Annotated in this window: 12 protein-coding genes; 5 read left to right on the top strand and 7 right to left on the bottom strand. The window is 49.1% G+C overall.

Annotation, left to right across the window (positions count from 1 at the left end):
- Positions 1–223: 223 nt before the first annotated feature.
- Genes thrA through ung form a run of 4 tightly spaced genes read left to right on the top strand, consistent with a single transcriptional unit; the run spans position 224 to position 5,628 of the window.
- Positions 224–2,689: a bifunctional aspartate kinase/homoserine dehydrogenase I gene (gene thrA, locus AC2T0J_RS00880; protein WP_489808326.1), complete on the top strand. Its 2,466-nt coding sequence runs from the start codon at positions 224–226 to the stop codon at positions 2,687–2,689.
- A 22-nt stretch (positions 2,690–2,711) separates the two neighbouring features.
- Positions 2,712–3,668 (top strand): homoserine kinase, encoded by a 957-nt coding sequence (gene thrB / locus AC2T0J_RS00875; RefSeq protein ID WP_489808325.1) that lies wholly within the window; start codon positions 2,712–2,714, stop codon positions 3,666–3,668.
- Positions 3,669–3,679: 11 nt separating this feature from the next.
- A complete protein-coding gene (gene thrC / locus AC2T0J_RS00870; protein WP_489808324.1) occupies positions 3,680–4,969 on the top strand; it encodes a threonine synthase in 1,290 nt (429 codons plus the stop codon).
- Positions 4,969–5,628 (top strand): uracil-DNA glycosylase, encoded by a 660-nt coding sequence (ung, locus tag AC2T0J_RS00865; protein WP_489808323.1) that lies wholly within the window; start codon positions 4,969–4,971, stop codon positions 5,626–5,628. The genes thrC and ung overlap by 1 nt, the downstream gene beginning before the upstream one ends.
- 93 nt (positions 5,629–5,721) lie before the next feature.
- On the opposite strand, the gene AC2T0J_RS00860 is transcribed toward ung, so the two are convergent.
- From AC2T0J_RS00860 to tal, 3 genes are all read right to left on the bottom strand, one after another.
- On the bottom strand, positions 5,722–5,898 hold the full coding sequence (locus AC2T0J_RS00860) for a DUF3545 family protein (protein WP_296044060.1): 177 nt from the start codon (positions 5,896–5,898) through the stop codon (positions 5,722–5,724).
- Between the two features lie 226 nt (positions 5,899–6,124).
- The gene (gene pgi, locus AC2T0J_RS00855; RefSeq protein WP_489808322.1) at positions 6,125–7,774 is read right to left on the bottom strand and encodes a glucose-6-phosphate isomerase; all 1,650 of its coding nucleotides are present in this window, start codon (positions 7,772–7,774) and stop codon (positions 6,125–6,127) included.
- Between the two features lie 66 nt (positions 7,775–7,840).
- Positions 7,841–8,803: a transaldolase gene (tal, locus tag AC2T0J_RS00850; protein ID WP_489808321.1), complete on the bottom strand. Its 963-nt coding sequence runs from the start codon at positions 8,801–8,803 to the stop codon at positions 7,841–7,843.
- A gap of 321 nt (positions 8,804–9,124) precedes the next feature.
- On the opposite strand from tal, the gene yaaA reads away from it, so the two are divergent.
- Positions 9,125–9,898 carry a peroxide stress protein YaaA gene (gene yaaA / locus AC2T0J_RS00845; RefSeq protein ID WP_489808320.1) on the top strand — a complete coding sequence of 258 codons (774 nt, stop codon included), beginning with the start codon at positions 9,125–9,127 and terminating at the stop codon, positions 9,896–9,898.
- Between the two features lie 77 nt (positions 9,899–9,975).
- Here yaaA and AC2T0J_RS00840 read toward each other — a convergent pair whose 3' ends face one another.
- The 4 genes from AC2T0J_RS00840 to AC2T0J_RS00825 all read right to left on the bottom strand — a co-directional run bounded on the left by AC2T0J_RS00840 (position 9,976) and on the right by AC2T0J_RS00825 (position 14,531).
- The gene (locus AC2T0J_RS00840; protein WP_489808319.1) at positions 9,976–12,279 is read right to left on the bottom strand and encodes a S9 family peptidase; all 2,304 of its coding nucleotides are present in this window, start codon (positions 12,277–12,279) and stop codon (positions 9,976–9,978) included.
- A gap of 92 nt (positions 12,280–12,371) precedes the next feature.
- Positions 12,372–13,436 (bottom strand): FUSC family protein, encoded by a 1,065-nt coding sequence (locus tag AC2T0J_RS00835; RefSeq protein ID WP_489808318.1) that lies wholly within the window; start codon positions 13,434–13,436, stop codon positions 12,372–12,374.
- Positions 13,437–13,531: 95 nt separating this feature from the next.
- On the bottom strand, positions 13,532–13,978 hold the full coding sequence (locus tag AC2T0J_RS00830; protein ID WP_489808317.1) for a DUF4426 domain-containing protein: 447 nt from the start codon (positions 13,976–13,978) through the stop codon (positions 13,532–13,534).
- Positions 13,979–13,991: 13 nt separating this feature from the next.
- Positions 13,992–14,531 carry a YggT family protein gene (locus tag AC2T0J_RS00825; RefSeq protein ID WP_489808316.1) on the bottom strand — a complete coding sequence of 180 codons (540 nt, stop codon included), beginning with the start codon at positions 14,529–14,531 and terminating at the stop codon, positions 13,992–13,994.
- Between the last annotated feature and the right edge of the window lie 13 nt (positions 14,532–14,544).

Genomic DNA, 14,544 nt, shown 5'->3' with positions numbered 1-14,544 from the left:
GTGCAGATGGCTGTTGACATATAGACGTCTATACGGCAAATTGACCACATGAAGACGATTATGAGCACCACCGGCATGATTATTACCACCTCATCGAGGGCGGTCGCTGGCTAGTGCGCGTAAGCAAACAGACATCGAAAGCCCGCCCTCACAAGAGCGGGTTTTTTTTTGCGGTAAAGAAAATGGGCGATGCCCAAAACACGATGCAGTCAAGGAGCATTCAATGAAAGTCTTAAAGTTTGGTGGTTCATCTCTGGCCGATGCGCAACGTTATTTGCGAGTGACCGAGATTAGCATGACGATCCACCAGGCAAATGGCGCTGCGGTAGTATTGTCGGCCCCGAAAGGCGTCACTAACGCACTTGGTGCGCTCTGCGAGCAAGCTGCGGCAGGAGAAGATTACGAAGTTCTGTTTGGCCAGTTAAATGATAAAGTGCGGGGTATTGCTGCTCAGCTCAGTGAAGAGGTTGCCGACTTCGATGTCGCCACCATCAATGATTTTATTAGTACGCACTTAGCCGGTCTGAAAAAGCAATTGCAAGGCATCGCGTTATTAGGTCGCTCTCCGGATGCCGTGACCGCGAGCATCATGAGCCTGGGTGAATACATCAGCGTTAATCTGTTTAGCGGTATCTTATCGGCCAAAGGGATCAACAACCAAATTCTCGATCCGGTTGAATACGTGTTAGCCGAAGGCGATTACCTCGACAGTATTGCTGATGTCGCACTAAGTAAAGCAAACTTCAGTGAAGTGATCACCGATGGCAGCCAGTTGATTATTATGCCCGGCTTTGTCGCTGCCAATGAAGAAGGCGAAAAAGTGACCCTGGGTCGGAATGGCTCTGATTATTCCGCCGCTGTACTGGCCGCTTGTATTGATGCCGAATGTTGCGAAATCTGGACCGATGTGGATGGCGTTTACAATGCCGATCCGAATCAGGTTGAGGGCGCGGTATTACTTGATAAGCTGACTTATCAGGAAGCCATGGAGTTGTCTTACTTTGGTGCCAAGGTACTGCACCCGAAGACCATTGGTCCTATTGCTCAGCATCACATCCCCTGTTTAATCAAGAATACCTTAAACCCCAGCGCGCCGGGTACGCTTATCAGTAATGAAGCGAGCACTACATGGACCAGCGTAAAAGGGATTTCTCAGCTCGATAATGTCTCCATGTTTAATGTCGCCGGTCCTGGTATGAAAGGTATGGTTGGCATGGCAAGCCGGGTGTTTGAGGTGATGTCTAATGCGCATATCTCAATTAGTCTTATCACCCAGTCAAGCTCTGAGTATTCCATCAGCTTCTGTATCTCCAGTAAAGATGCACAACGCGCACAGAACCTGCTCGAAGATGCCTTTGCCCTGGAACTGCAAAACCAGTTGCTTGACCCCATTGAAGTGCGTCATGAATTAGCCATCGTGACCCTGGTGGGTGATGGTATGCGTCATACTAAAGGGTTGGCGGCACGCTTCTTTAATGCACTGTCCCAGGCGCGGGTGAACAATATCGCTATTGCCCAGGGATCTTCTGAGCGCTCTATTTCAACGGTCATCGAAGCCAAACGAGCTAAAAAAGCAGTCAAGGTTATTCACCAGAACTTCTTCTCGGACTTGCATACCATCGACGTATTCCTGGTGGGCTGTGGTGTTGTAGGCGCCGAGCTACTGGGACAGATTGCTAAACAGCAACCGACCTTGCTGGCTCGTAATATTCAGCTTCGTGTATACGGCATTGCCAATAGCCGTAAGCTACTGCTTAGTAGTCAGGGTGTGGATGTTAACGGCGACTGGAACGTACAGTTAAATAACGCCACCGACGCGTTTTCGGTAGAGCGTTTACATGACTTTGTAAATAACAATGCGCTGGTGAATCCGGTGATTGTGGATTGTACCAGTAATGCTGCCATTGCCAGTCAGTATGTTGACATGATGGAGAATGGCTTCCACGTGGTAACACCGAATAAAAAGGCCAATACTGACAGCCTGTCGTATTACAAAAAACTGCGCAAAACCGCTTTACAAACTAATCGCCAGTATCTTTATGAAACTACAGTGGGTGCTGGTTTGCCGGTGATTGATAACCTGCAGAAACTGTTTATTGCCGGTGACGTACTGCACCGCTTTGAAGGTATTTTGTCAGGCAGTTTATCCTACGTATTCGGTAAGCTGGAAGAAGGCTTAACCTTATCCCAGGCAACGGCCATTGCCAAAGAAAACGGTTTTACTGAGCCCGACCCGCGAGACGACTTAAGCGGTATGGACGTAGCGCGTAAACTGTTAATCATGGCGCGTGAAGCCGATTTGGAACTGGAACTCAGTGACATTGATATAGAATCTGTCCTGCCTGCGGGCTTTGCAGAAGACTGCGATGTAGCCAGCTTCATGGAACAATTACCACAGCTCGATGCTGACTTTGCTAAACGGGTTGAAAGTGCCGCCGCGGAAGGTAAAGTATTACGCTACATTGGTTCAATTGAAGGTGACAAATGCAAAGTCACCATTCAGGCAGTACCAGGCTCACACCCGCTGGCGGCAGTAAAAGATGGTGAAAATGCGTTGGCAATTCACAGTGATTATTATACGCCGATTCCATATGTTATCCGCGGCTACGGTGCCGGTGCTACGGTAACCGCTGCTGGCGTGTTTGCCGATATTCTTCGTACCATGCCATGGAAACAAAACGCGCATTAACCGGTTTTAGAGATTAGTAAAAATGAAAACAACCAGAGCTTACGCACCCGCATCAATTGGCAATATCAGCCTCGGGTTTGATGTACTGGGCGCGGCCTTACAGCCATTGGATGGACGCTTGCTGGGTGATGAAGTCATTATCAGTGATGCCGACGAGTACGGACTCAACGTTGCCGGTGTCTTTGCGCATAAACTGCCGTCAAATGCCGATGAGAATATCGTTACCGACTGCTATCACTTTTTTGTGAAAGCCATGCAGGCCAAAAATCTGACCGCTACGCCGGTACATATTACCTTGTTGAAATCGCTGCCCATCGGCAGCGGTCTGGGCTCCAGCGCCAGTTCTATTGTGGCCGCGTTCCATGGTCTGAACGAACACTTTGAGCGTCCCTTCGACCAGAATACCCTGTTAAAAATGATGGGTGAACTGGAAGGTCAAATCAGTGGCAGTATCCACTACGATAATGTTGCGCCTTGTTATCTGGGCGGTATGACGTTGATGACCGGCCAGGAAGATAACGTCACCGTATCGCTGCCAGTAGTAAAGAGCTGGTATTGGGTGGTGTGCTATTCGGGTATCAGCGTATCGACTTCAGCAGCGCGGAATATCCTGCCCAATGCGGTACCGCTTAAAGATACACTTACCTTTGGTCGTCAGTTGGGTATCTTCGTGCATGCCCTGTATAACGATGACTATGCCATGGCTGCCAGCGTGATGCAGGATGTCATTGCTGAGCCCTACCGTAAGTCGCTGCTACCGGTGTTCGATGAAGCCCGGAATTACAGCATGGCCAACGGTGCGCTGGCATTTGGGATTTCAGGTTCGGGTCCAACCGTGTTTGCGGTGTGCGATGACTATCGCCAGGCCAATGATATAGCCAATTGGCTGACCGAGAACTATATTCAAAATGAAGATGGCTTTAGCCATGTATGCCGTATCCCCGCGAAAGGCGCCGGATCACAGCAGGAACAAGAGTAAGGTATAACAAAGTGCAATTGGTAAATTTAAAAGACGCAAGTGAACAGGTGTCATTTGCGCAGGCAGTAAAGCAGGGCCTGGGACGTAATCAGGGGCTATTTTTCCCTACTGAAATCCCGAGCTTTGATAACATTGATGAATTGCTGGCAATGCCTTTTGTTGAGCGTTCAACTAAAATCCTATCGGCTTTTATTGGTGATGAATTGGGTGAAGACACCGTTGCCGAGATCGTTAAGGATGCGTTTACCTTTCCGGCCAAGGTTGAACAGGTAAATGATAAAACCTACTGTCTGGAGTTGTTCCACGGTCCCACACTGGCCTTTAAAGACTTTGGTGGCCGGTTTATGGCGCAGTGTCTGGCTCGGATCAGTGACGGTGCCCCCATTACTATCCTGACCGCAACATCTGGTGATACCGGCGCTGCGGTAGCTCATGCTTTCCATGGGCTGGATAACATCAACGTGGTGATTCTGTTTCCAAAAGGTAAGATTAGCCCGCTGCAACAAAAGCTGTTTACCACGCTGGGCGGTAATATTCATACTGTTGCCATCGAGAGTGACTTTGATGCCTGTCAGGCCATGGTGAAAAACGCTTTTGACGATGTTGATGTGCGCGAAGGCCTGCACCTTAACTCTGCCAACTCCATCAATATCAGCCGCCTGTTAGCTCAGGTTTGTTATTACTTCGAAGCCGTTGCGCAACTGCCAGAGGATAAGCGTGATAAAGCTGTATTCTCAGTACCAAGCGGAAATTTTGGCAACCTGACTGCCGGTATGATTGCTAAGGTTATGGGATTACCAATAAAGCGCTTTATTGCTGCTACTAACCTGAATGATACGGTGCCACGCTACCTCAAAACCGGTGAATGGGCGCCTAATGCCACCGTGGCAACCATGTCCAATGCGATGGACGTGAGTCAGCCTAATAACTGGCCACGCATTGAAGCGCTGATAGAGCGCGGTTATGTGGACAAAGCAATATTACGCGGTGAGTCGGTAGATGAGGAGTACACTCAATTGGCAATGCGCCAGTTGCTGAAAGAAGGCTATACCTCAGAGCCGCATGCGGCCATTGCCTATCGCGCGGTAAGCCATGATCTGAATGACGATGAAGTTGGCGTGTTCCTGGGCACTGCGCATCCGGCTAAATTTCGTGAAACGGTAGAAAACGTTTTAGGTACACCGCTGAGCCTGCCTAAGCCGCTGGCCGACTGTGCTAATCAGGATAGCCTGGAAGCGGAACTGCCGGCCGATTATGAAGCTTTAAAAGCGCATATGATTGCGTTACTCAAAGACAAGTAATGACCACCTGGCAGGAGGCTCTGGGGCCACAAAAAGAAGCTGCGTACTTTACCCGGCTGATGGCCCGTGTTGAGTCTGAGCGTGAGGCGGGTAAAGTGATTTATCCGCCTCGGCAGGACGTGTTTAATGCGCTCAAATACACACCGCTGGAAAGCGTGAAAGTGGTTATCCTTGGTCAGGATCCTTACCATGGCCCTAACCAGGCTCATGGGTTGTGTTTTTCGGTGTTACCTGGCGTTAAAACACCGCCATCGCTGGTGAATATCTACAAAGAGCTCGCTGCGGACGTCGATGGGTTTGTTATTCCAGACCACGGCACACTCACCAGTTGGGCAGAACAGGGGATATTGCTGTTAAATACCGTATTAACAGTCGAACAGGGTAAGGCGCACAGCCATGCTAAATGGGGCTGGGAAACGTTTACCGACGCCGTTATTGATGCCGTTAACCGCCATCAACAAGGTGTGGTCTTTTTACTGTGGGGCAGCCATGCACAGAAAAAAGGCATGCATATCGATACCAGCAGGCATTACGTGCTGAGTGCACCTCACCCTTCACCGTTGTCTGCACACCGGGGATTTTTGGGCTGTAAACACTTCAGCCAGACTAACCAGCTTTTGAGTCGCCAGAATAAGTCAGCCATCAACTGGCAGATATAAACCGCGAGTTAATAAGCGCATTTTTGGCCTGATTTCAACACCAGACACCCTAAACGCAAACGACCACATCGATGATGTGGTCGTTGTGTGTTCTTAGCGAGCGCTGTCTTCTAAAGCCAGGTCAAAACTCATGTCGATATCGGCGAGTTCCTTTTCGAGTTGATACCGGTCTTTGATTGCTTCGATTTCTCTCCACTTTCGTTTTTTACTTTTGGTTTTGGTTGAAGTTTCGTCTAGGTTAAGCATTGCAAATAGATCTGAAGTATCCACGGAGATCTCCTTGTTATTACCGCTAACTACACTGTCAGTGTGTCTTTATTGACCCCTGACAATTTTTGTACCACAGCTATGGTTAGATTAAAATAGTTTTGTTTACTTTTAATTAACAATTTATGACACTGCGATGACAATCCGTGGTGTTCTTATGAACAGAGGGACCCCGTGAGCGGTTCCCTCTGTTTTGCACATTAATGGCTCAGATTATAACCAGTAATGTTTATTTTGGTGCATTGGCTTGCTTAAATCGGTTAATCAGATCCTGGGTTGAGCTGTCAAAAGTCTCTTCATCTGTATTCCCCTGAATCCCCGCTAACACTTGATTACCAAGAACTTTACCTAATTCTACGCCCCATTGGTCAAAGGAATTAAGCTGCCAGATAACACCTTGTACGAACACCTTATGTTCATACATTGCAACCAGCGCGCCAAGTGTAAACGGATCGAGCTTTTCAAATAAAATGGTGTTGCTGGGTTTATTGCCCGGCATGGTTTTATGCTGGGCCAGACGTTTACGCTCTGCTTCATCCAGCTCTTTGTCGGCCAGATCCGCATAACAGTCCTCGAAGGATTTACCCTGCATCAGTGCCTGAGCCTGGCCAAAGCAGTTAGACGCCAGCATAGCGTGATGGGTGTCATCCTGATTCGGCACCGTTAATGGCAACAGAAAGTCTGCCGGGATCACACCATGGCCCTGGTGAATTAGCTGATGAAAACTGTGCTGACCGTTTGTGCCTTCGCTACCCCAGATAATCGGCCCGGTTTCGTAACCGATTGCATCGCCATCCTGAGTCACCATTTTGCCGTTACTTTCCATATCGAGCTGCTGAACGTATGCTGGTAAGCCACGCAGGTAATGGTAGTAAGGCAGCATGACGTGCGACTGCGCGCCAAAGAAATTACGGTACCAAATACCCAGCACCGCCAGGATAACCGGCAGGTTTTGCTCATTGGGAGCTGATCTAAAGTGCTTATCCATGGCAAAAGCACCTTCCAGTAAACCTTTAAAATTGGCAAACCCAAGACATAAGGAAATTGGCAGACCAATGGCTGACCACAGGGAGTAACGACCGCCTACCCAATCCCACATCGGGAAGATATTTTCTTCGGCGATACCGAACTCGGTAGCGGCTTCAACATTTGAGGACACTGCGACAAAGTGCTTCGCGATATCTTCCTGTTTACCACCCTGTTTCAGAAACCAGTCTTTTGCAGTTAGCGTATTTTGCAGGGTTTCTTGGGTCGAGAAGGACTTTGAAGACATCACGATAAGGGTGTCTTCATGGTTCATGTCTGCGAGTACGTCGGTGATGTGGCAGCCGTCAACGTTAGCCACAAAATGCACTTTTACCGCATCCTGCTGATAGGGTTTAAGGGCCTCAGTCATGATCTTAGGCCCTAAGAAGGAGCCGCCGATGCCAATGGCTACAATGTGTTTAATGGCTTTACCGGTATAGCCTTTGTGCTCACCGCTGTGGATACTGTGCGTGAATGCCTCAATTTTCTCCAGCGTAGCAAGCACTTCCGGCATGACATCTTCGCCGTCGACCATCACCGGACGACCTGAAAAGTTGCGTAGCGCAGTATGCAATACCGCACGGCCTTCAGTATTGTTAATGATATCACCGTTGAACATCGCATCGCGATGCTGGGCGACACCTCGCTCATCAGCCAGGTTAAACAGAGCTTTTAATACATCTTTGGTCACCCGGTTTTTTGAAAAGTCGATATATATGCCGCAGGCTTCTGCATTCATGTCGGCCGCGCGGTTTTCGTCACTGGCAAACCAGTTACGCATATGTTCTTTCTTAACCAGCTGGGCCAGTGATTCAAGCGTTTGCCACTGGGCTGATTCCGTGAGCGTTGTCATACGTATTTCCTACAAAAACTAATCAGTTAAGATGGTCGATAATTCCAATACAATATTGATATTGTATTATAAATTATCCAGCTTGTTTTTTAACATTGTTTCCAGTTTTTCCTGGTCGGCTGCGAAGTTGCGAATACCTTCCGCCAGCTTCTCTGTCGCCATGGCATCTTCGTTCATATCCCAACGGAACTCGGCTTCGGTAAGGGCTGCTCCCGGCTGTTCAGTAGCGCCGTTATCGGTTAATCTGGCAGCCACTTCACCTGGCGCATTGGCCAGTTCCTCGAGTAATTGCGGGCTGATGGTCAAACGGTCACAACCTGCCAGTTCAAGGATTTCGCCGATGTTACGGAAGCTGGCACCCATCACGATAGTGTTATAACCATTGGCTTTGTAGTAGTTGTAAATGCTGGTTACTGACACAACCCCCGGGTCTTCATTGGCCGCGTAGCTGTCTTTACCGGTGGCTTTTTTGTACCAGTCCAGGATACGTCCGACAAAAGGAGAGATAAGAAAAGCACCGGCTTCGGCACAGGCACGGGCCTGAGCAAAGCTGAACAGCAAGGTGAGGTTACAGTTAATGCCTTCTTTTTCCAGCACTTCTGCCGCTTTGATACCTTCCCAGGTTGAGGCAATCTTAATCAGGATCTTAGACTTGTCGATGCCGGCATCCGCATACAGCTGTACCAGGCGTTTCGCTTTGGCAATGGTGGCCTCGGTATCAAAAGATAAACGGGCATCCACTTCGGTAGAAATACGGCCAGGAATGCTGCCTGAAATTTCTTTACCAATGGCGACTGCGAGTTTGTCTGATGCATCGGTCAGCTGTTGCTCTGGATTATCAGACTGACTGGCTGCCCAACTGACAGCTTCATCAATAAGCGCAGCATACTGTGGCAGACTGGCGGCTTTAAGCAGTAGTGACGGGTTGGTGGTTGCATCCACTGGCTGATACTTTTTAATGGCATCGATGTCGCCGGTATCGGCTACGACAGTGGTTAATTTACGGAGCGATTCAAGCTGGTTACTCATAGTCTGTTTTATCCTGAATAAGTGGTGGCCGTGCCATCAGCATAGATGGAACGGGCCGGTTAATTTTTGCTGTAGGGTGCCGTCTTGAATTGTTATGACGTGTTTTACTCAGTGTATAACAATCTTTGGTTGAGGTTAACCGCTGACGGTGCGCTATCGCTTTAAAATAAAGCGCTGTACAGTTTTCATAAGCACCGACGCGGGAAAAACCGCTGGTGTGGTTTGTTCTGACCTATTTTATTGAACCTGCTAATCGGTTTTTAGCGCCTGATTGACGTAAATAACAGTGGTATACTTCTCGGTAACGAAATAGGAGAAAGCATGTTAGTTGTTGTATCCCCAGCCAAAAATTTAGATTATGAGTCCTCTGTTCCGGTTAGCGACTATACCCAGCCTGAGCTTTTGGATGATGCATCGTTGCTCGCCGAAGAGTGCAAGGACTTAAGTCCTGCACAACTTGGTTCGCTGATGAAGATCAGCGATAAACTGGCGACACTGAATGCCAACCGTTTTGCCGAGTTCAGCGTACCTTTTACCGACGATAATGCGCGTCAGGCTCTGTTTGCGTTTAACGGTGATGTATATACCGGCCTTGATGCGCAAAGTTTAACCGCCGATGAAATTTCTTATGCGCAACAGCATCTGCGCATCCTGTCCGGGTTATATGGCGTGTTACGTCCGCTGGACCTGATGCAAGCTTACCGGCTGGAAATGGGCACTAAGCTCGAAAACTCCCGGGGTAAAAATTTGTACGAATACTGGGATAACAGAATTACCAAAGTGCTCAATAAGGCGCTGGTGGCACAAGGCGACAATGTGCTGATTAACCTGGCGTCTAATGAATACTTTAAGTCGGTTAAGAAATCAGCCCTTGACGGCATGATCATCACGCCCGTGTTTAAAGACAAGAAAAACGGTCAGTACAAAATTATCAGCTTCTTCGCCAAAAAGGCGCGGGGACTGATGGCCCGCTATATTATCCAACATCAGGTTAAGGATGTAGACGGTCTGAAAGCCTTTGATACGGCCGGTTATTATTATAGTGAAGAGCAAAGTACAACGTCGGAGCTGGTGTTTTTACGCGAAGAGCAGTAGCGCATGCGTTAAGCTAAGAAAACGCAGCAGGCGTGATGCCATGCTGCGTTTTTTATGTTTGCTGTGCTGAGCGCTGCTTAAGGTTGCAGGTGCTCAAGGAAGAAGTTGGTTTTCATGGTTTGCAGGTGCAACGTGGTACCGTCGCCTTCACTGATGCGGTGGCTGCGGTTGGGGTAGGACATAAACTCAAACTGTTTATTGTGTTTCACCAGCTCGTTAATTAATGCCTCCGTGCCCTGATAGTGAACGTTATCATCGCCGGTACCATGCACCAGTAGCAGCTCGCCCTGTAAGTCTTTGGCAAAGGTGATTGGTGATGTCTGCGTGTAACTGCCCGGATCGTTTTTAGGATTACCGGCGTAGCGTTCCTGGTAGATGGTATCGTAATAGCGGATATCAGCCACTGGTGCCTGGGCTACCCCAACATGGAATTTGTCTGGGTGTCTGAACAACAGGTTAAGGGTTGAGCTACCGCCACCGGAATGGCCCCATACACCAACCCGGCTGGTGTCTATTTGCGGCCAACGGACCGCCATGGCGTCCAGGGCATCGGCCTGATCGCGCACCGTGATACTGCCTATTTTCTTGTAAATCGATTTGCGCCAGTCCCGGCCTTTCGGGGCGCGGGTGCCGCGATTATCTACCGATACCATGATAAAGCCCTTCTGCGCCATCATACTATTCCACAAATAGCCGCTACCACCCCAGCTATCCTGCACGGTAGATCCCCAGGGTTCGCCATAAACGTAAAAAATAATCGGATACTTCTTTTCAGGGTCCATATCTGGCGGGAACATAATCCAGCCGTCCAACGGTACACCATCTCTGGCTTCAACACGGAAAAACTTGTGTTGTGGCAGGGATTCTTTGGCCAATTGCGCTTTTAGTTCCTCATTGGTGGTCAGTTGGGTGATAGGCTCATGACCCGCTGTTTTGATGATCTGGCTACTGGCTGGTTGATTAAACCTGCTGTGGGTATGCATGGCATAGCTGGCATCTTTTGACATGTAATAGCGGTTATTGCCGGTAAATTTTGCCGGTGTCAGCTGTTCAACCGGGGTAGTGCCATCCAATGAACCTTTAAACAAAAAGCGCTGTTCTGGTGCATCCGGTGAAGCGGTGAAGTAAATACTGTTAGTGGCTTCATTAATCGTGATCAAATCCACGATATCATATTCACCGGGGGTCAGATCGATAATTGACTTGCCATCCCGGGAAATACGATACAGATGCCGCCAGCCGTCACACTCACTGTGGAACACAAAATGACTGCCATCTTCTTGCCATTCAGCCGCATAATACCACTCAAGGAAGGCATCATCCTGATCGGTATAGATGGTTTTCAGGGTATTTTCCTGCCAGTTAAACAACCGCAGTACATTGGTATTTTGTGGACGATTAACATCCTGAATTAGCACTTCCTCGCCAGTGCCTGCCCAACTAATGCGTGGCACGTAGCGGTCGCGATTATCGCCAGTTAGTGGTGCCCAGTGGGTGTGTTGATCAGCGAGTGAGACGACTCCGACCTTTACCGCTGAGTTTTGCTCACCAGCCTTGGGGTACGGGAAACGGGTCAGGGTGGGGTAGAGGGAGTCGGTATTGTTGATCATGGTGAAGTATTCAACACCGGATTGATCGAGCTGCCAGTAGGCAATCGCTTTACTGTCCGGACTCCAGCGAAAACCATCAGTAATCGAGAACTCTTCTTCATATACCCAGTCGAAATGACCGTTGATAATGGTCTCGCTGCCATCGGTAGTGAGTGCGGTGACGGTTGGACTTCCCAGGGTTTCAACGTAGATGTTGTTATCCTGCACGTAGGCCACTTTCTGGCTGTCCGGACTGAACTTAGCGAACATCAGGCTCGTTTCTTTGGGCGTTTCACCACCCAGTTGGTAAAGTGAGTCTGACTCCAGGTTCAGCACCCAGTAGTCACCGCGAGTTCGGTGCCGCCAAACCTTTTGCCCGTTAGTAAAGATTAGTGCCCACTTGCCGTCTTCTGACCACTGGTAGTCTTCAATACTCAGGGCGTCATCAGTGCCTTGTGGGGTGAGCTGCTCTACTGTAACCAGCACCTTACGGCCGCTGCCATCCGGCTGATAAAACACGATGTCATTGCCGGTGACGCCATGGCTGTCATCATCAGTTTGCTGCTCGTCTTTACTGCGCGCTTCCAGCACAGTATAACCAGTGCCGTCGTCCAGCCAGCGAAAATAGGGCGCCCGTTCACTTTTGAATTCTTTATTAGTGTATATGCGTTCGAGGGATAAGGTTGGTGCAGGCTCAGTGCTGCTTTGCCCGCTGGGCGCACAGCCAAACAGAGCAAGTAAACCAACGCCTGTGATCAGGGATTGCGTTAACTTTTTCAATGTGGGTTCCATCGTTATTATTGATTTACCGGATTATTCTTGCAGCAAAAGTGTAATCGATGGGGCACTTAAAACAAGCAGTTTGATAGTCTTAAAGCTGTCGCTCAGCGGTTTTCTACCGGTAGTAGTTTTAGCAATACCCCGGCTAGCAGAGCAAACCCCACGCCAATTAACACGTCGGTCATGCGGGTAATAATCAGTGTCTGGGCGCTGTAACCAAGAGGCGCGGTATGGGCGAGGATGACGGTTAATGGCGTAATGAACATACACGCCAGGGCGTAGTTCTTGGTGATCAGCATTTCAATGGTAAACGCCAGTACAAACAATAAAACAACCAGCACCAGGGGAGGTGGGGACAGGGCAAAGATCCCGGTAGCAAGTGCCATTCCCAGGGCCGTGCCGGTGGCCCGGTGCAGGGAACGTTGCCAAAAATCAGTCATGCGCTGACCCTGCAGTATGGCGGCCACGGTAATAGGCACCCAGTAGGGATTATCAATACCGCCCAGACTGGCCAGATAATAACTTGCGCCCACGGTGATCCCCACGACCATCGCCTTTACAAAAGCAGCAGGCTGCCAGAACGATTCCGTTGGGCCGGTTACTTTTTTTGGTTTGTCTTTAACCATTATGAGATCGTGAAGACCGACGGCAATGGTAACCATCAGGCTACCGGCAAAAAAGGCACCAGCGATAGCAGGTATTTGCTCTGCTGCCACATGATGTGTTTTGCTCAGGCAGCACACCATAATAAAAAAGAACCCGGCCGGCGGGCGCATCTTTTTATACAGGGCGAGGTAAATAGCTAGCATCGCCACCAGTCCCAGCGACAAAGCTGATGTCGGCAAATGCTGTTCGCTGGCAAGACCGATGGTATAAGCAGCGGTGAAAGGTACGATCATTTTCAGTAATGTACTGCCCCGCTGACCCGGGGTAAAAGACGGGCTGTATAAGCCAAGCAACGCGCCAATACAGGCAGTCAGACCGATGTCCAGTTGGCCACTCAGTATGCCGAGCATAAGCGGCAGAGCCATACAAAAGGAACACAGTGCAACCAGTGATAAAGGGCGCGGGATGGGGTTTATGGTAAAAAGTGATATCAGGCCATACATAAACCCTTTATGCACTTGTTTTGCTGTAGCCGATAGTTTTTGCCTGGCTATGCGTGCCACCCTGAAATCTCCGTTGCTGGTTGTGATGACAGTCAGGCCACGTTTAGGTAAAACCGGGAGCAGTCTATTCTGCTCCCGGTGTGGCGTTCGCTGGGTTAGTCGACGTACATCTTTTGTTGAAACTTCAGCGTTTCTACCGTGTTACCCCGGCGTATCTGGATGTTGAAACGATAAGTTTCCTCATTGCGAAAATTAAACACTGCCAGATAATAAATGGCGTCGCCTTCCTGAACCTTTTTAAACGACAGTTTTTTCTCGGTCCCCAGTAAATTGGTAGCGGTGCCCTGCATACCCACGGTTTGTGCCTGCTGCGTGTCACTGTTAAGTACCGAAATGTTAACCAGCGCATTATACTTACTGCGTACTACACCATACTGACGGGCTATTTCCGGACTGAAAAAGGTAGAGTTGACTACGATGTAATGAACGTCCCAGTCCCCCAGTTGCTCTTTTTGTTCGGCGCTGGCAGTAAATGCTAACGGCAGTATCAGGAGTGCAAAAAACAGATTAGAAAGCCTGTAAAAACTGCTGAGTCGACCCATAATGCACCTCTGCTTAGTAGTAAGGTAAGAAATCACGCAACACCAGTTGCAAGGCCTGTAACGCAATAATCGCGATTAGCACGGATAAGTCGAGCCCGCCAATGGGCGGGATCACGCGCCGGATCGGTGCCAGAAATGGCTCGGTGAGTTGTTGCATCACATACTCGATGGGGTTACGGCCCTGAGATACCCAGCTTAGCACAGCACGTAAAATAAGCACCCAGAACACCAGTGTGAGAAACTCTTTAACCACATCCAGCAACGCAATAACCACCAGACCCACAGGGTTAATACTGCCGCCAAACAACAAATTGAGCACCAGGTATTTTGCCATCGCGACAATAATTGCCAATACCAGGGTGGCGACATCAAAGGTACCAATGGACGGAATAATCCGTCGCATCGGACCAACAATCGGATGGGTGGCCTTAACCACAAACTGACTAAACGGATTGTAAAAGTCAGCCCTGGCCATTTGTAACCAAAGCCGCAATAACACCACCATTAAATAAAGGTTGAATAAAGTGGTGATCAGAAAAACCGAAGCGCTCATTGCTTGTTCCTAT

The organism is Alteromonas sp. ISO5, from assembly GCF_058105165.1.
Note: the sequence above shows the minus strand (reverse complement) of the source record. Positions and strands in the feature narration are given on the sequence as shown.